Source organism: Streptomyces anthophorae, from assembly GCF_049310305.1.
GTDB lineage: Bacteria > Actinomycetota > Actinomycetes > Streptomycetales > Streptomycetaceae > Streptomyces.
In genome coordinates, this window is the sequence record NZ_JBLWQQ010000001.1 from 7,201,225 (window position 1) to 7,221,686 (window position 20,462).

Sequence of the window (20,462 nt, forward strand, 5' to 3'; positions counted from 1 at the left end):
CCGACAGCATCACCCGCGCCGACCTGGGGTGGTACCCGCCGACACGCCCCCGTGAGGTGACGCCATATGCTGCATTGCATGACGAGTGAGCCGGAGCAGCAGGTCGGTCCAGTGGGCGAGCCGGACGGATTCGGGCGTCTGTGGACCCCGCACCGCATCGCGTACATCCAGGGCGAGGGCAAACCGAGCGGCCCCGGCGCCGACGACGGCTGTCCCTTCTGCGCGGCTCCCGGCAAGTCGGACGAGGACGCGCTGATCGTGGCCCGCGGCAGCCACGTCTTCGCCATCCTCAACCTGTACCCGTACAACGGCGGGCACATGATGGTGCTGCCCTACCGGCACGTCGCCGACTACACCGACCTCGACCTGGACGAGACCGCGGAACTCGCCGACTTCACCAAGCGCGCGATGGCCGCGCTGCGCTCCGCCTCGGGAGCGCACGGATTCAACATCGGCATGAACCAGGGCGCGGTCGCGGGCGCCGGTATCGCCGCCCATCTGCACCAGCACATCGTTCCGCGCTGGGGCGGCGACACCAACTTCATGCCGGTCGTCGGCCACACCAAGGTGCTGCCGCAGATGCTCGCAGACACGCGTACGGCCCTGGCGAAGGCCTGGCCGACCGACTGACCGAGCGGGCCCCTACGCGTTGTACGTGTCGGCCTTCCCCGGCGTCGGGTCCTGGACCGCGCCGCTGAGGAAGCCCGAGCGGGCACCGAACTTCTCGGTGTCCACGCCGTTCTCGTCGAGCACCTTGATGGCCGCGGCGTGCACCACGCGCAGCACGGGCGTGGCCGTGCGCAGCGCGTCGTCCGCCATGAAGCGGTGCCGCCACGGCTGGTCCGCCCAGGCGTGCCGCAGGCCGAACGGCTCGGGCAGCACCAGCTTCCCGCCGAGGTGGTCCAGGAGCGGCGGGTACCAGGTGAAGGGGGCGCGGACCGCGATCCGGACCGCCTCGTCGGAGGTGATCAGCGGGAGCGTCTTCTCCGTGGTCTCCCAGAACCGTATGGGCTTGGAGATCTCCTTCTTCCGCGGCTCCGGCTTCGACGTGAACAGGGAGTGCACCGGTCCGAGCGCGTGCCCGGTCACCTCGATCCGCAGCGTCTGGTGCAGCACCGTGACCGTGATCAGCATGGTGATGACCAACTGGCCGTCCCAGAGCGTGAACTGCACGCCCAGGTAGTGGCGGCTGCCGCCGCCGAACTGCTGCTCGTTGCAGATCCGCTCTATCTCGTGCGTCCTGGTCTCGAACGCCTCCACGTTCACGCCCGAGGGGCGCGTCACGCTCTTCGCGTTCTCCCCGATCGGCGAGACGATCCAGTGCTTCACCGAAGGCGTCGGGAAGCCGCCCGTGTGGATCGGCTTGCGCTCCAGGAGGCGGAGCTGGTCGTGGATCGCGCGGACCACGTCCCAGCTGCGGAACGGGTGGATGTCCTTGCCGGGCTCCTTCGACACCAGGTCCTCGGCGAGCTGCCAGCCGCCCCAGCGCGTGCCCATGCCCAGGATGCCCTTGGGGCCGGCGTAGAACACCGAGTTCGACTGCTGCTCGGCCGACAACTTGGCGAGGTTCTGGCGCAGTTGCTCCGCGGCGGTCTCACCGGGGCTGCCGGGCACGGCCTCGGGGATCTTCGCCCCGATCCCGCCGCCGGACAGCAACCCGCCCCAGCGGTCCCGCAGGTCGTGGGCGGTGCGCTCGCAGATCCGGCGTGCCCACCAGCCGCCGATCACGGGCGCCACGAAACAGGCGCGCAGATACCAGGTCCAGCCGCTGTCGGACGGAAGCTTGACGAGCGCGATCACGACGGCGACGAACACGACGGCCATGATCGCCATGGTGAGGGCGGCCCGGCCGTGCGCCGCGCGCTCGTGCTTCTTGGCCTCGCGCTTCTCCTTGGTGCTCTTGCCCTCGGCCTCCTTGACCTCCTTCTCGGCCAGTCCCACCCGGATGGTGTCCCTGCGGCGGATCTCGAACGCGGTCACCCAGAGCAGGAATCCGGGCAGGAACAGGAAGCCGAACACCACGGTCACGAGCGTCAGCAGGCTGTCGCGCTGGCGCCGGATGCGGTTGGCCGCGAGGCAGTGCTCCACCACGACCTGCGGTTCCGTGCCGAACGACTGGATGAGCGGCTTGCGGGCGCCACCCAGCATCCGTACCTGCACCGCCCGCGCGAAGGCCTCACCGAGATTCGGCGCCATGAGCGACCACATGCCCCTCTTCACCTGGGACTTGTGCCACTCGTTGTTGGTCTCCTCGATCTTCACCGCCGGGTCGTCCCGGTACGCGGCCGAGGCGATGGCGAACGTCGCGGCGGTCTGGCCCGCGGACCCCTGGAGCGGGATCTGCGCGCCCGGCCGGAAGTCGAATATTCCGTCGGCCGAAGCCGGCTTGATCGTGTCCGCCACTGCCACCCCCATCACCGCACGCCGTCGCTGCGGCTTTTCCCGACTTGCCCGTCCCGCACACCTGTTGGGCGCGCCGTCGGCCGGATCCGGCTGATCTTCGACCAGCGTAGCGGCCGCCACCGACACCGGCCCCGTGGAACGGGAAGCCGGTGCCGGTGCGCGCACCGGAGTCGATTACGGGACGTCCTGGGCCTGTTCGCGGATCCGCTCGCTCAGCTGGGCCGGCATCGGCTCGTGCCGGGCGTACGCGCGGCTGAAACGCGCGGTGCCGTGCGACAGGGAACGCAGGTCCACCGCGTAGCGGCCGATCTCGATCTCCGGCACCTCGGCCCGGATCAACGTCCGCCCGCCCGCTGCCTGTTCGGTTCCGACGACGCGGCCGCGCCGCCCGGACAGATCGCTCATCACGGCGCCCACGTAGTCGTCGGCGACCAGGACCTCGACCTCGGCCACCGGCTCCAGGAGATGGATCCGCACATCGGCCGCCGCCTCGCGCAGCGCCAGCGCCCCCGCCGTCTGGAACGCCGCGTCGGAGGAGTCCACCGAGTGCGCCTTGCCGTCGAGCAGCGTCACCCGCACGTCGATGAGCGGATATCCGGCCGCGACGCCCTTCGCCGCCTGCGCCCGCACGCCCTTCTCCACGGACGGGATGAACTGCCGGGGCACCGCGCCGCCGACGACCTTGTCCACGAACTCGATGCCCGAGCCGCCGGGCAGCGGCTCCACCTCGATCTCGCAGATCGCGTACTGGCCGTGGCCACCGGACTGTTTCACGTGCCGGCCGCGCCCCGCCGATTTGCCCGCGAACGTCTCCCGGAGGGAGACCTTGTGCGGGACGACGTCGACCTGCACCCCGTAGCGGCTGCGCAACCGTTCGAGAGCGACGTCCGCGTGCGCCTCGCCGAGGCACCACAGCACCACCTGGTGCGTGTCCTGGTTCTGTTCCAGGCGCATCGTCGGGTCCTCGGCGACCAGGCGTGAGAGCCCCTGCGAGAGCTTGTCCTCGTCGGCCTTGCTGTGCGCCTGGATGGCCAGCGGGAGCAGCGGATCGGGCATCTCCCACGGCGACATGAGCAGCGGGGCCTCCTTCGCCGAGAGCGTGTCCCCGGTCTCGGCCCGGCTCAGCTTCGCGACGCACGCCAGATCGCCGGCGATGCAGTGCGTCAGCGTGCGCTGCTGCTTCCCGAAGGGGGCCGAGAGCGCCCCGATCCGTTCGTCCGCCTCGTGCAGGGCGCGCGTCTCGTGCCCGTGGTCGGTCAGGCCGTGGCCCGACACGTGCACCGTCTCGTCGGGCCGCAGGGTGCCGGAGAAGACGCGGACGAGCGAGACCCGCCCCACGTACGGGTCGGACGCGGTCTTCACGACCTCCGCCACCAACGGCCCCTCCGGGTCGCAGGCGTGGATGTCGAGTTCCTTCCCGTCGCGCGCCCGTACGGCGGGAGCGGCCCGCTCCAGGGGGGTCGGGAAGCCGCCGGTGATCAGTTCGAGGAGTTCGACGGTGCCGATGCCCTGCCGTGCGTCCTCCGCCGCCGGGGCCGCCGCGAGGACCGGGTGGAAGACGCCGCGCGCCACGGCCCGCTCCAGGTCGTCGATCAGCGTCTTGACGTCGATCTCCTCGCCGCCCAGATAGCGGTCCATGAGGGTCTCGTCCTCGCTCTCGGCGATGATCCCCTCGATGAGCCGGTTGCGGGCCTCCTCGATCAGCGAGGCCTGCCCGGCGTCCGGTTCCGACTCCTTGCGTTCGCCCGACGCGTAGTCGAAGAGGCGCTGCGTGAGCAGCCCGATCAGGCCCGTCACGGGCGCGTGCCCGTCCGGCGCCCGTTCGCCGCGCAGCGGGAGGTACAGCGGGAGCACGGCGTCCGGGTCGTCGCCGCCGAAGATCTCCGCGCAGGTCCGCGTCATGTCCTCGAAGTCGGCGCGCGCCGCCTCCAGGTGCGTGATCACGATGGCCCGCGGCATGCCGACCGCGGCGCACTCCTCCCACACCATGCGCGTCGCGCCGGCCATCGTCTCGGGCCCGTCGGCCGCCGAGACGACGAAAAGGGCCGCGTCCGCAGCCCGCAGACCGGCCCTCAGCTCCCCGACGAAATCCGCGTAGCCGGGGGTGTCCAGGAGATTGATCTTGAAGCCGTCCCACTCCAGAGGGACGAGCGAGAGCTGGACCGATCGCTGCTGGCGGTGCTCGATCTCGTCGTAGTCGGAGACGCTGGTGCCGTCCTCGACGCGGCCCGCCCTGTTCACCGCCCCCGCGGTCAGCGCGAGGGCCTCCACGAGGGTCGTCTTGCCCGATCCGCTGTGGCCGACCAGCACCACATTCCGTACGGACGCGGGATGGTCGGCCGTCGCTGCCCTGCCGGCGGCTCCGGGGTGTCCGTTGCTCTTGTCGCCCATGCCTTGCCTCCCGGTTTGTTGCTCGGTGAGGTCCTGAGGGCGCGGACACGCGAATCCGCGTGCGGAGGCGGCTTCGGCGACGCCCGCGGTGTCTTCGAGCTTTCCACTCGGGTCACTGTGCGTCCATACGTCGTACGGGATCGCACGCCCACGCGTGCGGCCCGTCGGCGGTTCGCACGTGTGCGTGGCTACGATGGGCCAGCCGGTGGCCAGAGGGGCCGCGCGGCCACCGACCCTCGGGAAGGCCATGCTGAACAAGTACGCGCGTGCATTCTTCACGCGTGTCCTCACACCGTTCGCCGCGTTTCTCATCCGCCGCGGAGTCAGCCCCGACGCGGTCACGCTCCTGGGCACCGCCGGAGTCGTGGCCGGTGCGCTGGTCTTCTATCCGCGCGGTGAGTTCTTCTGGGGAACCGTCGTCATCACGCTGTTCGTCTTCTCGGACCTCGTGGACGGAAACATGGCGCGCCAGCTGGGCCGCTCCAGCCGCTGGGGCGCCTTCCTGGACTCCACGCTCGACCGCGTCGCCGACAGCGCCATCTTCGGCGGCCTGGCGCTCTGGTACGCCGGTGGGGGGAACGACAGCGTCCTGTGCGCCGTGTCGATCTTCTGCCTCGCCAGCGGCCAGGTCGTCTCCTACACGAAGGCACGTGGCGAATCGATCGGCCTGCCGGTCGCCGTGAACGGACTCGTGGAGCGCGCCGAACGCCTCGTCATCTCGCTCGTCGCCGCGGGCTTCGCCGGGCTGCACAAGTTCGGCGTGCCCGGCATCCAGTACCTGCTGCCGGTAGCCCTGTGGATCGTCGCCGTGGGCAGCCTGGTCACACTGATCCAGCGCGTGGTCACGGTGCGCCGCGAGTCCGCGGAGGCCGACGCGGCCGCCCAGGAGGGGGCCACCTCGTGAGTGGGACGCAGGAGCGGATCACCGACGCGCTGTACGGGCTCGGCTGGGCGACCGTCAAGAAGCTCCCCGAGCCGGTCGCCCGGCGCCTCGGCCGCACGATCGCCGACGCCGCCTGGAAGAAGCGCGGCAAGGGCGTGCTGCGCCTGGAGGCCAACCTCGCGCGCGTGGTGCCCGACGCCACGCCACAGCGTCTGCAACAGCTCTCCAGGAAGGGCATGCGCTCGTACCTGCGCTACTGGATGGAGTCCTTCCGGCTCCCCGCGTGGAGCAAGGAGCGCATCCGGGACGGCTTCTCGGTCAAGGACGTCCACTACCTCACCGAGGGCCTCGACTCCGGCCGGGGCGTCGTCCTCGCGCTGCCCCACATGGGCAATTACGACCTGGCGGGCGCCTGGGTCACCACCAAGCTGGACACGCCGTTCACGACCGTCGCCGAGCGGCTCAAGCCGGAGACCCTGTACGACCGCTTCGTCGCCTACCGGGAGGGCCTCGGCATGGAGGTGCTGCCGCACACGGGCGGCTCCGCCTTCGGGACGCTCGCCCGGCGGCTGCGCGCGGGCGGCCTGGTCTGCCTGGTCGCCGACCGGGACCTGTCGTCCTCCGGTGTGGAGGTCAAGTTCTTCGGCGAGACGACGCGGATGCCCGCCGGGCCCGCGATGCTCGCCCAGCAGACCGGCGCGCTGCTGCTGCCGGTCACCCTCTGGTACGACGACTCGCCCATCATGCGGGGGCGCGTCCACCCACCCGTCGACGTGCCGGAGACAGGTACGCGGGCCGAGAAGACGTCTGTCATGACGCAGGCGCTGGCCGATGCCTTCGCCACGGGGATCGCGGACCATCCGGAGGACTGGCACATGTTGCAGCGCCTGTGGCTGGCCGACCTCGACAACTTCGAAGAGAGGTCGGCGTGAGGATCGGAATCGTCTGCCCGTACTCCTGGGACGTGCCGGGCGGCGTCCAGTTCCACATCCGCGATCTGGCGGAGCACCTCATCGCCCTGGGGCACGAGGTGTCCGTCCTCGCGCCCGCGGACGACGAGACCCCGCTGCCGCCGTACGTCGTGTCGGCGGGCCGCGCGGTTCCCGTGCCGTACAACGGCTCGGTGGCGCGCCTGAACTTCGGCTTCCTGAGCGCCGCGCGCGTGCGCAGGTGGCTGCACGACGGCACCTTCGACGTGATCCACATCCACGAACCGGCGTCCCCGTCGCTCGGCCTTTTGACCTGCTGGGCGGCGCAGGGGCCGATCGTCGCGACCTTCCACACGTCGAACCCGCGCTCGCGCGCCATGATCGCCGCGTATCCGATCCTCCAGCCCGCGCTGGAGAAGATCAGCGCGCGCATCGCGGTGAGCGAGTACGCGCGCCGCACCTTGGTCGAGCACTTGGGCGGCGACGCGGTCGTGATCCCGAACGGCGTCGACGTCGACTTCTTCGCGCGGGCCGAACCCAAGGCCGAGTGGCAAACAGAAGGGGCGCGAAGCTCGGTTGAGGGCGGTGGTGGGAGACGGGCGGGAGGCACGATCGGCTTCATCGGCCGCATCGACGAGCCCCGCAAGGGCCTGCCGGTACTCATGAAGGCGCTCCCGAAGATCCTCGCCGAGCGCCCGCAGACCCGCCTTCTGGTCGCCGGGCGCGGTGACGAGGAGGAGGCGGTCGCCTCGCTCCCCAAGGAGATGCGCGACCGCGTCGAGTTCCTCGGCATGGTCAGCGACGAGGACAAGGCGCGCCTCCTGGCGAGCGTCGACGTCTATGTCGCCCCCAACACCGGAGGCGAGAGCTTCGGCATCATCCTCGTCGAGGCGATGTCGGCGGGCGCGCCCGTGCTCGCCTCCGACCTGGACGCCTTCGCCCAGGTCCTCGCCCAGGGCGCGGCCGGCGAACTCTTCGCCAACGAGGACGCGGACGACCTCGCCCTCGCGGCCCTGCGCCTGTTGGGCGACCCGGAGCGCCGTGAGGAACTGCGCGCGCGTGGCAGCAGGCACGTCCGCCGCTTCGACTGGTCCACGGTCGGCGCGGACATCCTCTCGGTGTACGAGACGGTGACCCAGGGCGCGGCGGCGGTGGCGGCCGACGAGCGGACGGGCCTGCGGGCGCGCTTCGGCTTGGCGCGGGACTGACCCCTGCCGCTGCCCGGGTAGCCTTGCCGCCCGTGACCGTCACCCTCATCTGGATCGCCGTAGCCCTCTTCGCGATCGGGCTCTACCTGAGCTGGACCGCGGGGCGGCTCGACCGCCTGCACGCCCGCATCGACGCGGCCCGCGCCGCGCTCGACGCCCAACTCCTGCGCCGCGCCTCCGTCGCCCAGGAACTGGCGACGTCGGGCGTGCTCGACCCGGCCGCGTCGATCGTGCTGTACGAGGCGGCGCACGCCGCGCGCCAGGCCGAGGAGGAGCAGCGCGAGGTCGCCGAGAGCGAGCTCAGCCAGGCGCTCAGGGCGGTCTTCAGCGAACCCGACCAGGTGGAGGTGGTCCGGGAGGCCCCCGGCGGCGAAGAAGCCGCGGAGGAGCTCGCCCAGGCGGTCCGCCGCGTGCCCATGGCCCGCCGCTTCCACAACGACGCCGTGCGCGCGGCCCGCGCGCTGCGCCGCCACCGCAAGGTCCGCTGGTTCCGGCTCGCAGGACACGCCCCGTTCCCGCTCGCCTTCGAGATGGACGACGAGCCCCCGGCGGCCCTCGCCGACCGCGCCACCACCTAGTTCCCAGGCCAAAAGGAGCCACCGGCTACCCATTGGCCCTTGTAGTGGCCTGTTCCCCAGAGGTTTCCTCGGTGCTGCAAGAGCCTTCGTTCACCGAGTGAGGTCACCCGTGTCCACTTCCGAAAACACCGCCACCGGCACCGCACGCGTCAAGCGCGGCATGGCCGAGCAGCTCAAGGGCGGCGTCATCATGGACGTCGTCACGCCCGAGCAGGCGAAGATCGCCGAGGACGCCGGCGCCGTGGCCGTGATGGCCCTGGAGCGGGTGCCGGCCGACATCCGCAAGGACGGCGGCGTGGCCCGGATGTCCGACCCGGACATGATCGAGGGCATCATCGGCGCCGTCTCGATCCCGGTGATGGCCAAGTCCCGCATCGGCCACTTCGTCGAGGCCCAGGTGCTCCAGTCCCTCGGTGTCGACTACATCGACGAGTCCGAGGTGCTCACCCCGGCCGACGAGGTCAACCACAGCGACAAGTTCGCCTTCACGACCCCGTTCGTCTGTGGCGCCACCAACCTGGGCGAGGCCCTGCGCCGCATCGCCGAGGGCGCCGCGATGATCCGCTCCAAGGGCGAGGCCGGCACCGGCAACGTCGTCGAGGCCGTCCGCCACATGCGGCAGATCAAGAACGAGATCGCCCGCCTGCGCGGCTTCGACAACAACGAGCTGTACGCCGCGGCCAAGGACCTGCGCGCCCCGTACGAGCTGGTCAAGGAGGTCGCCGAGCTCGGCAAGCTGCCGGTCGTGCTGTTCTCCGCCGGTGGTGTCGCCACCCCCGCCGACGCCGCGCTGATGCGCCAGCTCGGCGCCGAGGGCGTCTTCGTCGGCTCCGGCATCTTCAAGTCCGGCGACCCGGCCAAGCGCGCCGCCGCCATCGTGAAGGCCACCACCTTCTACGACGACCCGAAGATCATCGCGGAGGCGTCCCGCAACCTCGGCGAGGCCATGGTCGGAATCAACTGCGACACGCTCCCCGAGGGTGAGCGTTACGCGAACCGGGGCTGGTGATGACCACTCCTGTAGTCGGAGTGCTCGCGCTCCAGGGCGACGTGCGCGAGCACCTCGTCGCCCTGGCCGCGGCCGACGCCGTGGCCAGGCCGGTGCGGCGCCCCGAGGAACTGGCGGAGGTCGACGGTCTCGTCGTCCCCGGCGGCGAGTCCACCACCATCTCGAAGCTGGCCCACCTCTTCGGCCTGATGGAGCCCCTGCGCGCGCGTGTGCGCGAAGGACTGCCCGTCTACGGCTCGTGCGCGGGCCTGATCATGCTCGCCGACAAGATCCTCGACCCGCGCTCGGGCCAGGAGACCATCGGCGGCATCGACATGATCGTGCGGCGCAACGCCTTCGGACGTCAGAACGAGTCCTTCGAAGCGGCGGTCGACGTTCGGGGCGTCGAGGGCGATCCTGTGGAGGGCGTCTTCATCCGGGCTCCCTGGGTGGAGTCCGTGGGCGCCGAGGTGGAGGTGCTCGCCGAGTACGAGGGCCACATCGTGGCCGTGCGCCAGGGGGACGCCCTCGCGACGTCCTTCCACCCGGAACTCACGGGCGACCACAGGATCCACGCCATGTTCGTCGACATGGTGCGGGCGAAGGGCGCCCCGGGTTCCTTGTAGGATCTCTGGCGTTCGTAAATTGGTTACGCGAAGGAGACAGGCAGATGTCCGGCCACTCTAAATGGGCTACGACGAAGCACAAGAAGGCCGTGATCGATGCCAAGCGCGGCAAGCTCTTCGCGAAGCTGATCAAGAACATCGAAGTCGCGGCGCGCATGGGCGGCACCGACATCGAGGGCAACCCGACGCTGTACGACGCCATCCAGAAGGCGAAGAAGCAGTCGGTTCCCAACAAGAACATCGACTCCGCGGTCAAGCGCGGCGGCGGCCTCGAGGCCGGCGGCGCCGACTACGAGACGATCATGTACGAGGGCTACGGGCCGAACGGTGTCGCGGTGCTCATCGAGTGCCTCACCGACAACCGCAACCGTGCCGCGTCCGACGTGCGCGTCGCCATGACCCGCAACGGCGGCAACATGGCCGACCCGGGTTCGGTCTCGTACCTGTTCAACCGCAAGGGCGTCGTGATCGTCCCCAAGGCCGACCTCTCCGAGGACGACGTCCTGGGCGCCGTGCTCGACGCGGGCGCCGAGGAGGTCAACGACCTGGGCGAGTCCTTCGAGGTGCTCTCCGAGGCCACCGACCTGGTCGCGGTCCGCACCGCGCTGGTGGACGCCGGCATCGACTACGACTCCGCCGACGCCAACTTCGTCCCGACCATGCAGGTCGAGCTGGACGAGGAGGGCGCGCGCAAGATCTTCAAGCTCATCGACGCGCTCGAGGACAGCGACGACGTGCAGAACGTCTTCGCCAACTTCGACGTCTCCGACGAGGTCATGGAGAAGGTCGACGCCTGAGCGGGCAGCAACGCGACGGCGGGCCGGGGAGACACGTCTCCCCGGCCCGCCGTCGTTGTCGGTGGCAGCGGATAGCCTGGAGGACGTTCGAAGATCACTCGCGGTCGGGAGGGGGCGCGCATGCGTGTACTGGGGGTCGACCCAGGGCTCACCCGCTGCGGTGTCGGCGTCGTCGAGGGCGTCGCGGGACGGCCGTTGACCATGCGCGGCGTCGGTGTCGTACGGACGCCCCCGGACGCCGAGTTGGGCCACCGCCTCGTCGCCATCGAGCAGGGCATCGAGCAGTGGCTCGACGAGCACCGGCCCGAAGTCCTCGCCGTGGAGCGGGTGTTCAGCCAGCACAACGTCAGTACGGTGATGGGCACCGCCCAGGCCAGCGCCGTCGCCATGCTGTGCGCCTCGCGCCGCGGCATCCCCGTGGCGCTGCACACGCCCAGCGAGGTCAAGGCCGCCGTCACGGGCTCGGGCCGCGCCGACAAGGCACAGGTGGGCGCCATGGTGACGCGGCTGCTCCGGCTCGACGCACCGCCCAAGCCGGCCGACGCCGCCGACGCGCTCGCCCTCGCCATCTGCCACATCTGGCGCGCCCCCGCGCAGAACAGACTCCAGCAGGCCGTCGCCCGGCACACGGCCCAGGCGCCCAAGGCAACCCCCGCTTCCCGCGCCGCCCGCGCGGCCCACGCACCGAAAGGCCGTACCGCATGATCGCCTTCGTCAGCGGCCCCGTCGCCGCCCTCGCCCCCGACGCCGCGGTGGTCGAGGTGGGTGGTGTCGGCATGGCCCTCCAGTGCACGCCGAACACGCTGTCCACGCTCCGCATCGGCCAGCAGGCCAAGCTCGCCACCTCCCTGGTCGTGCGCGAGGACTCGCTCACCCTGTACGGCTTCGCGGACGACGACGAGAAGCAGACGTTCGAGCTGCTCCAGACCGCGAGCGGGGTCGGCCCGCGCCTGGCCCAGGCGATGCTCGCCGTGCACAGCCCGGACGCGCTGCGCAGAGCGGTCTCCACCGGCGACGAGAAGTCGCTCACCGCCGTCCCCGGCATCGGCAAGAAGGGCGCTCAGAAGCTGCTCCTCGAGCTGAAGGACCGGCTCGGCGAGCCCCTCGGCACGGGCGGCCCGGCCATCGGCACGGCCGTCACGAACGGCTGGCGCGAACAGCTGCACGCCGCGCTGATCGGCCTCGGCTACGCCACCCGCGAGGCCGACGAGGCGGTCGACACGGTCGCCCCGCAGGCCGAGGCCGCCGAGGGCACGCCGCAGGTGGGCCAGCTCCTGAAGGCGGCCCTGCAAACCCTCAACCGCACCCGCTAGCCACCCGGCCGCCACCCGCCCCCACCCGTAACGCGAGGCACCACACATGAACTGGGACGAGACCACCGACGACGCCGCGACGCCGCAGGCCGACCGGCTCGTCGGTGCGTCCGCCGACACCGAGGACCAGGCCGTAGAGGCGGCGCTGCGCCCCAAGGACCTGGGCGAGTTCATCGGCCAGGAGAAGGTCAGGGAACAGCTCGACCTGGTCCTGCGCGCCGCCCGCGCGCGTGGCGCCACCGCCGACCACGTCCTGCTCTCCGGCGCCCCCGGCCTCGGCAAGACCACCCTCTCCATGATCATCGCGGCCGAGATGGGCGCCCCGATCCGCATCACGTCAGGACCCGCGATCCAGCACGCGGGCGACCTCGCGGCGATCCTCTCCTCGCTCCAGGAGGGCGAGGTCCTCTTCCTCGACGAGATCCACCGGATGTCGCGGCCCGCCGAGGAGATGCTCTACATGGCGATGGAGGACTTCCGTGTCGACGTCATCGTCGGCAAGGGCCCCGGCGCCACCGCCATCCCGCTGGAGCTGCCGCCCTTCACCCTCGTCGGCGCGACCACGCGCGCGGGCCTGCTGCCGCCGCCGCTGCGCGACCGCTTCGGCTTCACCGCGCACATGGAGTTCTACGGGCCTCCCGAGCTGGAGCGGGTGATCCACCGCTCGGCGAGCCTCCTCGATGTGGAGATCGACACAGCGGGCGCCGCCGAGATCGCCGGGCGCTCCCGCGGCACCCCCCGCATCGCCAACCGCCTGCTGCGCCGCGTCCGCGACTACGCGCAGGTCAAGGCCGACGGGCAGATCGACAGGGACATCGCCTCCGCCGCCCTCGGCGTCTACGAGGTGGACGGCCGCGGCCTCGACCGCCTGGACCGCGCCGTCCTCGAAGCCCTGCTCAAGCTGTTCAGCGGCGGACCCGTAGGACTTTCGACACTCGCCGTCGCCGTGGGGGAGGAGCGTGAGACGGTGGAAGAGGTCGCCGAGCCCTTCCTCGTCAGAGAGGGGCTTCTGGCGCGCACCCCCAGGGGACGTGTGGCGACTCCCGCCGCGTGGGCCCACCTGGGACTCACCGCACCCCAAGGGAGACCTGGGGCAGGCGGACAACAAGACCTCTTCGGGGCATGACGGCGCGCGTAGTCGCCGGGGCTGGAACCCCGGTGCCATGCTGAGCGTTGTTCCCACCGTGCGGACTCGCTTAGACTCCGCCGACGTCGCCATTACGGTGGCGTGATACCCCATCATCGACACGGCCGCATCTCGACGCGGCCGAATGAAGGAAGTTCCTACCCGTGAGTCCTGTGACCCTCCTCCCGTTCATTGTGCTCATCGGGGCTATGTTCCTGATGACCCGGTCTGCCAAGAAGAAGCAGAAGCAAGCCGCGGACATGCGCAATGAGATGCAGCCCGGTTCCGGCGTCCGCACGATCGGGGGCATGTACGCCACGGTCAAGGAGGTCCACGACGACGCGGTCCTTCTCGACGCCGGCCCCGGGGTCCACCTCATGTTCGCGAAGAACGCCATCGGTGCCGTGCTCACCGATGACGAGTACAACCGCATCGTCCACGGCGAGGAAGTCGTTGGTGATGATGAACTGACCAACGACGCCGTCGTGCCGGACGACGCGTCCTCCCTCACCGAGACCGACGAGACCGCCGCCGACGACTCGCGCATCGACCTCGGCAAGAAGGACGAGCCTGCCGAGGACGCCGAAGCCGACAAGGCCGAGAAGGTCGAGGCCGAGAAGGTCGAGAAGGCCGACGACGCCGAGGTGAAGAAGACCGACGGCGAGTCCGACGCGAAGTAGTACGGCCGGAACCGTGGGGTGACCGCTCGATGTGCCCCGCGGTTCCTGTCCGTGCGTGATCCGCGCGGACTCTCGACCATTTCATGGCCGTCCTGGCACCCAACCCCGATGCCGGACGGATGGAGAGGGAGTACGAGAAGGTGGCCACACCTAAGAAGAGCCGAGGGGCAGGTGCCCAGTCGAAGCCGGGGCGCGCCCTGGGCCTGATCGTGATCATCATGGTCGCGCTCGTCGGGGGGATGTTCGCCTCCGGCACGTTCACCCCGCGCCTTGGCATCGACCTCGCGGGCGGCACCAGCATCACGCTGGAGGCCAAGAACGAGCCGGGCAAGCCCAACGCGATCAACAAGACCAACATGGACACGGCGGCGGACATCATCAACCGCCGTGTCAACGGCATGGGTGTCTCCGAGGCCGAGGTCCAGACGCAGGGCAAGAGCAACATCATCGTCAACATCCCGCGAGGGACGAACGAGAAGCAGGCTCGCGAGCAGGTCGGTACGACCGCGCAGCTCTACTTCCGTCCCGTGCTCACGATGACCGCCGGCCAGCCCGCCGGCAAGGGCGACAAGTCGGCCACCCCGTCCCCGAGCGCCTCGACCGGCGGCAAGGCGACCGACAAGACCACCGGCCCGGACAAGGCGACCGACAAGTCGACGGCCACGCCGACGCCCAGCGCCACGACGCAGGGCCGCGCCGTCACCGACAGCCTCAAGGCCGACGCGACGCCGAGCGCCTCCGCGAAGAGCGGTGACGAGGCGAAGGCGGCCCCGAGCCCCAGCACCGACCCGGCGACCGCCGCGCTCCAGAAGAAGTTCATGCAGCTCGACTGCACGGACAAGGCGGCCCGCACCAAGATCAACGAGGGTGCGAAGTCCTCGGACCCGATCATTGCCTGCGGTCAGAGCCAGGGACAGTGGCAGAAGTACATCCTCGGCCCGTCCGAGGTGGGCGGCAAGGACGTCAAGAAGTCCCAGGCGACCATCAACCAGCAGTCCGGTCAGTGGGTCGTGAACATGGAGTTCACGGGCGCGGGATCGAAGAAGTTCGCCGCGACGACCAGCAAGCTCAAGAGCCAGCAGTCGCCGATGAACCAGTTCGCCATCGTGCTCGACGGCGACGTGGTCTCCGCCCCCAGCGTCAGCTCCACCCTGAGCCAGAACGCCGAGATCTCCGGCTCCTTCACCCAGGAGTCCGCCCAGGACCTCGCGAACGTGCTGTCCTACGGTGCCCTGCCGCTGACCTTCCACGAGCAGAGCGTCACCTCGGTGACCGCCGCGCTCGGCGGTGAGCAGCTCGACGCCGGCCTGATCGCGGGCGCCATCGGCCTCGCGCTGGTCATCATCTACTTGGTCGTCTACTACCGGGGCCTGTCGCTCGTCGCCCTGGCCTCCCTGCTGACCTCCGGCATCCTCACGTACACGCTGATGACGCTGCTCGGCCCGGCCATCGGCTTCGCGCTGAACCTGCCGGCCGTCTGCGGTGCCATCGTGGCCATCGGTATCACCGCGGACTCGTTCATCGTGTACTTCGAACGCATCCGGGACGAGATCAGAGAGGGACGCTCCGTGCGTCCCGCGGTGGAGCGCGCCTGGCCGCGGGCCCGACGCACCATCCTGGTCTCCGACTTCGTGTCGTTCCTCGCGGCCGCGGTGCTCTACATCGTGACCGTCGGCAAGGTGCAGGGCTTCGCGTTCACGCTCGGCCTGACCACCCTGCTCGACATCGTCGTGGTCTTCCTCTTCACGAAGCCGCTGATGACGCTCCTGGCCCGCACGAAGTTCTTCACGGGCGGGCACAAGTGGTCCGGCCTCGACCCGAAGCGCCTCGGCGTGCAGCCCCCGCTGCGTCGCACCCGCCGCGCCACCCGCCCTGTCGACCCGAAGGAGGCGTGAGATGTCGAAGCTGGGCAATCTCGGCGCCAGGCTGTACCGCGGTGAGGTCGGTTACGACTTCATCGGCAAGCGCATGATCTGGTACGGCGTCTCGATCCTCATCACCATCACGGCCATCGTCGGCCTCGGGGTGCGCGGCCTGAACATGGGCATCGAGTTCGAGGGCGGCGCGATCTTCACGACGCCCAAGACCAGCGTCTCGGCCCAGAAGGCCGAGGAGTACGCGGTGGAGGCCTCGGGTCACCCGGCGGTCGTCCAGGAGCTCGGCTCGGGCGGTCTGCGCATCCAGGTCGCGGGCGTCGACACCGCCAAGTCGGACCAGGTCAAGGCCGAGCTGTCCAAGGACATGGACATCAAGGCCGACGACATCAACGCCGACCTGGTGGGCCCCAGTTGGGGCGCGTCGATCGCCAACAAGGCGTGGCAGGGCCTGGCCATCTTCATGGTCCTCGTCGTGATCTATCTGGCGATCGCCTTCGAGTGGCGGATGGCGGTGGCGGCACTCGTCGCGCTCATCCACGACATCACGATCACCGTCGGGATCTACGCCCTGGTGGGCTTCGAGGTCACGCAGGGCACGGTGATCGGTCTGCTGACCATCCTCGGTTATTCGCTCTACGACACGGTCGTCGTCTTCGACTCGCTCAAGGAGCAGACGAAGGGGCTGGAGAAGCAGACCCGCTGGACGTACAGCGAGGTCGCCAACCGGTCGATCAACAGCACCCTGGTGCGCTCGATCAACACCACGGTCGTGGCGCTCCTGCCGGTCGGTGGCCTGCTGTTCATCGGCGGCGGCTTCCTCGGCGCGGGCATGCTGAACGACATCTCCCTGTCGCTCTTCGTGGGCCTCGCCGCCGGTGCGTACTCGTCGATCTTCATCGCCACTCCGCTGGTCGCCGACCTCAAGGAGCGCGAGCCGAAGATGAAGGCGCTCAAGAAGCGGGTGCTCGCCAAGCGGTCCGCCGCCGCGGCGAAGGCCGACACGGCCGTCGTGGGCCACCAGGCCGACGGCTCGCTGGAGGCGGAGACCGACCCGGAGGACGCCGCCCCCGCGGGCGCCGGTTCCACGGCCTCGGGTCCGCGCAGCCAGCCGGCCCGCAACCGCGGTCGCGGCCGCCCCTCGGGCAAGCGCCGCTGAGCCGGTCCCGCAGGTCGTCACAAGGGCGCCAGGAGCCTTCGAGGCCCTGGCGCCCTTGGCGTTCCCCGACAGCCGCGGCTGCTAGGGTTGGCGGTCGCCGCAAAGCGGTCGAATCTTCTGGAAAAACTCTTCACATACTCGCTGAGGTGCAGAAATGACCGACATCAAGGAGCTGCTCCTCAGCCGCATCCGCGATGTGCAGGACTATCCGGAGCCCGGCGTCCTGTTCAAGGACATCACGCCGCTGCTCGCGGACCCGGCGGCCTTCACGGCCCTCACCGACACGCTCGCGGAGCTCTGTGTCCGCAACGGCGCCACGAAGATCGTCGGCCTGGAGGCGCGCGGCTTCATCCTGGGCGCCCCCGTCGCGATCCGTGCGGGCCTCGGGTTCATCCCCGTACGCAAGGCGGGCAAGCTCCCCGGTGCGACGCTCGCGCAGTCGTACGACCTTGAGTACGGCTCCGCCGAGATCGAGGTGCACGCCGAGGACCTCGGTGCCGAGGACCGCGTCATGGTGATCGACGACGTGCTGGCCACCGGCGGCACCGCCGAGGCCGCGGTGCATCTGATCCGCCGGGCCGGCGCCGAGGTCGCGGGCTGCGCCGTCCTCATGGAACTGGGTTTTCTGCCCGGCCGCGGACGACTGGAATCCACACTTCGGGGCGCGCCGCTCGACGCCCTGCTCGTGGTGTAAAACCGCAGCTCACAGCCCTGGCGGCGGGCCCGGAGGAATCCGGTGCCCGCCTCTGGTGTTTCACCAGTACGAAGACGTCCCGTCGGCCCAGGGCGAGCCGAGGACGCCGGATCGATACCATGGGCTCTCCGGGACCTGAACGGGGGACCCGTCGCGCACGAGGAGCGCCGTTGCCAGACGAGGCCAAGCCACTCTCCGCCGCCACGCATGACGAACAGGCCACGCGCGCCGCGGCTCCCTCCCGTGCGCCCGAGAAGGACGCGAAGGCGGCGAGGCCTGCGCCGCCGAGCGGCACGGCGGCCGAGCAGCCGCGCACCAAGCCTCCCGCCAACCAGCCGCGCCCCACGCCGCCGCCCGCGATCCGCGCCGCCGCGAACCAGCCGGCGTCGCGCTCCGGCTCCTCCAACCGCGTCCGCGCCCGCCTCGCCCGCCTCGGCGTGCAGCGCTCGAACCCGTACAACCCGGTCCTGGAGCCGCTGCTGCGGATAGTGCGCAGCAACGACCCGAAGATCGAGACGTCCACGCTGCGCCAGGTCGAGCGCGCCTACCAGGTCGCCGAGCGCTGGCACCGCGGCCAGAAGCGCAAGAGCGGCGACCCGTACATCACGCACCCGCTCGCCGTGACGACGATCCTCGCCGAGCTGGGCATGGACCCGGCCACGCTGATGGCCGGCCTCCTGCACGACACCGTCGAGGACACCGAGTACGGCCTGGACACCCTGAAGCGGGACTTCGGCGACCAGGTCGCCCTGCTCGTCGACGGCGTGACCAAGCTGGACAAGGTCAAGTTCGGCGAGGCCGCGCAGGCAGAGACGGTGCGCAAGATGGTCGTCGCGATGGCCAAGGACCCCCGCGTCCTGGTCATCAAGCTCGCCGACCGCCTGCACAACATGCGCACGATGCGCTACCTCAAGCGCGAGAAGCAGGAGAAGAAGGCCCGCGAGACGCTGGAGATCTACGCTCCGCTGGCGCACCGCCTGGGCATGAACACCATCAAGTGGGAGCTGGAGGACCTCGCCTTCGCGATCCTCTACCCCAAGATGTACGACGAGATCGTGCGGCTCGTGGCCGAGCGCGCGCCCAAGCGCGACGAGTACCTGGCCATAGTGACCGACGAGGTGCAGTCCGACCTGCGCGCGGCCCGCATCAAGGCGACCGTCACCGGACGCCCGAAGCACTACTACAGCGTCTACCAGAAGATGATCGTCCGCGGCCGTGACTTCGCGGAGATCTACGACCTGGTGGGCATCCGCGTCCTCGTCGACACGGTCCGCGACTGCTACGCGGCACTGGGCACCGTCCACGCCCGCTGGAACCCGGTTCCGGGGCGGTTCAAGGACTACATCGCGATGCCCAAGTTCAACATGTACCAGTCGCTGCACACGACGGTGATCGGCCCCAACGGCAAGCCCGTCGAGCTCCAGATCCGTACGTTCGACATGCACCGCCGTGCCGAGTACGGCATCGCCGCGCACTGGAAGTACAAGCAGGAGGCCGTCGCCGGCGCCTCCAAGGTGCGCACCGACGCGCCGAAGTCGTCCGGCAAGGGCAAGGACGACCACCTCAACGACATGGCGTGGCTGCGCCAGTTGCTGGACTGGCAGAAGGAGACCGAGGACCCGGGCGAGTTCCTGGAGTCGCTGCGTTTCGACCTCTCCCGCAACGAGGTCTTCGTCTTCACGCCGAAGGGCGACGTCATAGCGCTCCCGGCCGGGGCCACCCCGGTGGACTTCTCGTACGCGGTCCACACGGAGGTCGGCCACCGGACCATAGGAGCACGCGTCAACGGACGCCTGGTCCCGCTCGAATCGACCCTGGACAACGGCGACCTGGTGGAGGTCTTCACCTCCAAGGCCCAGGGCGCGGGCCCGTCCCGCGACTGGCTCGGCTTCGTGAAGTCGCCGCGTGCGCGCAACAAGATCCGGGCGTGGTTCTCCAAGGAGCGCCGCGAGGAGGCCATCGAGCAGGGCAAGGACGCCATCGCGCGGGCCATGCGCAAGCAGAACCTGCCGATCCAGCGGATCCTGACGGGCGACTCGCTCGTCACGCTCGCGCACGAGATGCGCTACCCGGACATCTCGTCCCTGTACGCCGCCATAGGCGAGGGCCACGTCACGGCGCAGTCCGTCGTGCAGAAGCTCGTGCAGGCGCTCGGCGGCGAGGAGGCGGCCAACGAGGACATCGCCGAGAGCGCACCGCCCTCGCGCGGCCGCTCCAAGCGCCGGTCGAACGCGGACCCGGGCGTGGTGGTCAAGGGCGTCGACGACGTCTGGGTGAAGCTGGCGCGCTGCTGCACGCCGGTGCCCGGCGACCCGATCATCGGCTTCGTCACGCGCGGCAGCGGCGTATCGGTTCACCGCAGCGACTGCGTCAACGTGGACTCGCTGTCCCGCGAGCCGGAGCGCATCCTCGAGGTCGAGTGGGCCCCCACCCAGTCGTCCGTCTTCCTGGTCGCCATACAGGTCGAGGCCCTGGACCGCTCGCGGCTCCTGTCGGACGTGACCCGGGTCCTGTCGGACCAGCACGTGAACATCCTGTCCGCGGCGGTCCAGACGTCCCGCGACCGGGTGGCCACGTCCCGCTTCACGTTCGAAATGGGCGATCCGAAGCACCTGGGCCATGTCTTGAAGGCGGTGCGCGGCGTGGAGGGCGTGTACGACGTGTACCGGGTGACATCCGCACGCCGCCCGTAGGTGTATCAAGCCCCGCCGGCGATTGAGGCGCGGGGTCCGGGGCAGAGCCCCGAGACGTGGGAACGGCCCCCGAGCACAGTGCTCGGGGGCCGTTCCCACGTTCCGGCCGGAGGCGGAGGC

18 protein-coding genes are annotated in these 20,462 nt (G+C 70.2%); 16 read left to right on the plus strand and 2 right to left on the minus strand.

Annotated elements, in window-relative coordinates; all coding sequences use genetic code 11:
• Window positions 1–66: 66 nt before the first annotated feature.
• Window positions 67–630, plus strand: coding sequence for an HIT family protein (locus ACNYS0_RS32770; RefSeq protein WP_422478760.1), 564 nt, complete (start codon window positions 67–69; stop codon window positions 628–630).
• Window positions 631–642: 12 nt separating this feature from the next.
• Here the strand turns inward: ACNYS0_RS32770 and ACNYS0_RS32775 are convergent, their stop codons facing one another.
• Complete coding sequence (locus tag ACNYS0_RS32775) at window positions 643–2,415, minus strand: hypothetical protein (RefSeq protein ID WP_422478762.1); 1,773 nt, start codon at window positions 2,413–2,415, stop codon at window positions 643–645.
• Window positions 2,416–2,577: 162 nt separating this feature from the next.
• Entirely contained in the window at window positions 2,578–4,794 is a 2,217-nt protein-coding gene (locus ACNYS0_RS32780) for an elongation factor G-like protein EF-G2 (RefSeq protein ID WP_422478764.1), read from the minus strand.
• 193 nt (window positions 4,795–4,987) lie between these two features.
• On the opposite strand from ACNYS0_RS32780, the gene pgsA reads away from it, so the two are divergent.
• The 15 genes from pgsA to ACNYS0_RS32855 all read left to right on the plus strand — a co-directional run bounded on the left by pgsA (window position 4,988) and on the right by ACNYS0_RS32855 (window position 20,342).
• The gene (pgsA, locus tag ACNYS0_RS32785; protein ID WP_422482842.1) at window positions 4,988–5,698 is read left to right on the plus strand and encodes a phosphatidylinositol phosphate synthase; all 711 of its coding nucleotides are present in this window, start codon (window positions 4,988–4,990) and stop codon (window positions 5,696–5,698) included.
• The gene (locus ACNYS0_RS32790; RefSeq protein WP_422478766.1) at window positions 5,695–6,609 is read left to right on the plus strand and encodes a phosphatidylinositol mannoside acyltransferase; all 915 of its coding nucleotides are present in this window, start codon (window positions 5,695–5,697) and stop codon (window positions 6,607–6,609) included. Before pgsA ends, ACNYS0_RS32790 begins: the two co-directional genes overlap by 4 nt.
• Window positions 6,606–7,814 (plus strand): glycosyltransferase family 4 protein, encoded by a 1,209-nt coding sequence (locus tag ACNYS0_RS32795; RefSeq protein ID WP_422478768.1) that lies wholly within the window; start codon window positions 6,606–6,608, stop codon window positions 7,812–7,814. Before ACNYS0_RS32790 ends, ACNYS0_RS32795 begins: the two co-directional genes overlap by 4 nt.
• Window positions 7,815–7,846: 32 nt before the next feature.
• Window positions 7,847–8,392, plus strand: a complete 546-nt coding sequence (locus ACNYS0_RS32800; protein WP_422478770.1) for a LemA family protein — start codon at window positions 7,847–7,849, stop codon at window positions 8,390–8,392.
• Window positions 8,393–8,501: 109 nt separating this feature from the next.
• On the plus strand, window positions 8,502–9,401 hold the full coding sequence (gene pdxS, locus ACNYS0_RS32805) for a pyridoxal 5'-phosphate synthase lyase subunit PdxS (protein ID WP_385763009.1): 900 nt from the start codon (window positions 8,502–8,504) through the stop codon (window positions 9,399–9,401).
• Window positions 9,401–10,006, plus strand: a complete 606-nt coding sequence (gene pdxT, locus ACNYS0_RS32810; protein ID WP_422478772.1) for a pyridoxal 5'-phosphate synthase glutaminase subunit PdxT — start codon at window positions 9,401–9,403, stop codon at window positions 10,004–10,006. Before pdxS ends, pdxT begins: the two co-directional genes overlap by 1 nt.
• A 44-nt stretch (window positions 10,007–10,050) precedes the next feature.
• The gene (locus tag ACNYS0_RS32815) at window positions 10,051–10,803 is read left to right on the plus strand and encodes a YebC/PmpR family DNA-binding transcriptional regulator (RefSeq protein WP_422478774.1); all 753 of its coding nucleotides are present in this window, start codon (window positions 10,051–10,053) and stop codon (window positions 10,801–10,803) included.
• 120 nt (window positions 10,804–10,923) lie between these two features.
• Complete coding sequence (ruvC, locus tag ACNYS0_RS32820; RefSeq protein ID WP_422478776.1) at window positions 10,924–11,508, plus strand: crossover junction endodeoxyribonuclease RuvC; 585 nt, start codon at window positions 10,924–10,926, stop codon at window positions 11,506–11,508.
• Entirely contained in the window at window positions 11,505–12,116 is a 612-nt protein-coding gene (ruvA, locus tag ACNYS0_RS32825; RefSeq protein WP_422478778.1) for a Holliday junction branch migration protein RuvA, read from the plus strand. The genes ruvC and ruvA overlap by 4 nt, the downstream gene beginning before the upstream one ends.
• 46 nt (window positions 12,117–12,162) lie before the next feature.
• Window positions 12,163–13,242 (plus strand): Holliday junction branch migration DNA helicase RuvB, encoded by a 1,080-nt coding sequence (ruvB, locus tag ACNYS0_RS32830; protein WP_385763020.1) that lies wholly within the window; start codon window positions 12,163–12,165, stop codon window positions 13,240–13,242.
• A gap of 164 nt (window positions 13,243–13,406) precedes the next feature.
• Window positions 13,407–13,922: a preprotein translocase subunit YajC gene (gene yajC / locus ACNYS0_RS32835; protein ID WP_422478780.1), complete on the plus strand. Its 516-nt coding sequence runs from the start codon at window positions 13,407–13,409 to the stop codon at window positions 13,920–13,922.
• Window positions 13,923–14,062: 140 nt separating this feature from the next.
• A complete protein-coding gene (secD, locus tag ACNYS0_RS32840; RefSeq protein ID WP_422482843.1) occupies window positions 14,063–15,817 on the plus strand; it encodes a protein translocase subunit SecD in 1,755 nt (584 codons plus the stop codon).
• 1 nt (window position 15,818) lies between these two features.
• Window positions 15,819–16,955 (plus strand): protein translocase subunit SecF, encoded by a 1,137-nt coding sequence (gene secF, locus ACNYS0_RS32845; RefSeq protein WP_422478782.1) that lies wholly within the window; start codon window positions 15,819–15,821, stop codon window positions 16,953–16,955.
• Window positions 16,956–17,109: 154 nt separating this feature from the next.
• The gene (locus tag ACNYS0_RS32850) at window positions 17,110–17,649 is read left to right on the plus strand and encodes an adenine phosphoribosyltransferase (RefSeq protein WP_422478784.1); all 540 of its coding nucleotides are present in this window, start codon (window positions 17,110–17,112) and stop codon (window positions 17,647–17,649) included.
• Window positions 17,650–17,819: 170 nt separating this feature from the next.
• Window positions 17,820–20,342 carry a RelA/SpoT family protein gene (locus ACNYS0_RS32855; RefSeq protein WP_422478786.1) on the plus strand — a complete coding sequence of 841 codons (2,523 nt, stop codon included), beginning with the start codon at window positions 17,820–17,822 and terminating at the stop codon, window positions 20,340–20,342.
• Window positions 20,343–20,462 lie beyond the last annotated feature (120 nt).

What these genes read in the sequence shown, in the direction of transcription:
- ACNYS0_RS32770 (WP_422478760.1), top strand. Translation starts at nt 67, where the DNA reads ATGCTGCATTGCATGACGAGTGAGCCGGAGCAGCAGGTCGGTCCAGTG.
- ACNYS0_RS32775 (WP_422478762.1), bottom strand. Translation starts at nt 2,415, where the DNA reads ATGGGGGTGGCAGTGGCGGACACGATCAAGCCGGCTTCGGCCGACGGA.
- ACNYS0_RS32780 (WP_422478764.1), bottom strand. Translation starts at nt 4,794, where the DNA reads ATGGGCGACAAGAGCAACGGACACCCCGGAGCCGCCGGCAGGGCAGCG.
- pgsA (WP_422482842.1), top strand. Translation starts at nt 4,988, where the DNA reads ATGGGCCAGCCGGTGGCCAGAGGGGCCGCGCGGCCACCGACCCTCGGG.
- pdxT (WP_422478772.1), top strand. Translation starts at nt 9,401, where the DNA reads ATGACCACTCCTGTAGTCGGAGTGCTCGCGCTCCAGGGCGACGTGCGC.
- ACNYS0_RS32815 (WP_422478774.1), top strand. Translation starts at nt 10,051, where the DNA reads ATGTCCGGCCACTCTAAATGGGCTACGACGAAGCACAAGAAGGCCGTG.
- ruvC (WP_422478776.1), top strand. Translation starts at nt 10,924, where the DNA reads ATGCGTGTACTGGGGGTCGACCCAGGGCTCACCCGCTGCGGTGTCGGC.
- ruvA (WP_422478778.1), top strand. Translation starts at nt 11,505, where the DNA reads ATGATCGCCTTCGTCAGCGGCCCCGTCGCCGCCCTCGCCCCCGACGCC.
- ruvB (WP_385763020.1), top strand. Translation starts at nt 12,163, where the DNA reads ATGAACTGGGACGAGACCACCGACGACGCCGCGACGCCGCAGGCCGAC.
- secF (WP_422478782.1), top strand. Translation starts at nt 15,819, where the DNA reads ATGTCGAAGCTGGGCAATCTCGGCGCCAGGCTGTACCGCGGTGAGGTC.
- ACNYS0_RS32850 (WP_422478784.1), top strand. Translation starts at nt 17,110, where the DNA reads ATGACCGACATCAAGGAGCTGCTCCTCAGCCGCATCCGCGATGTGCAG.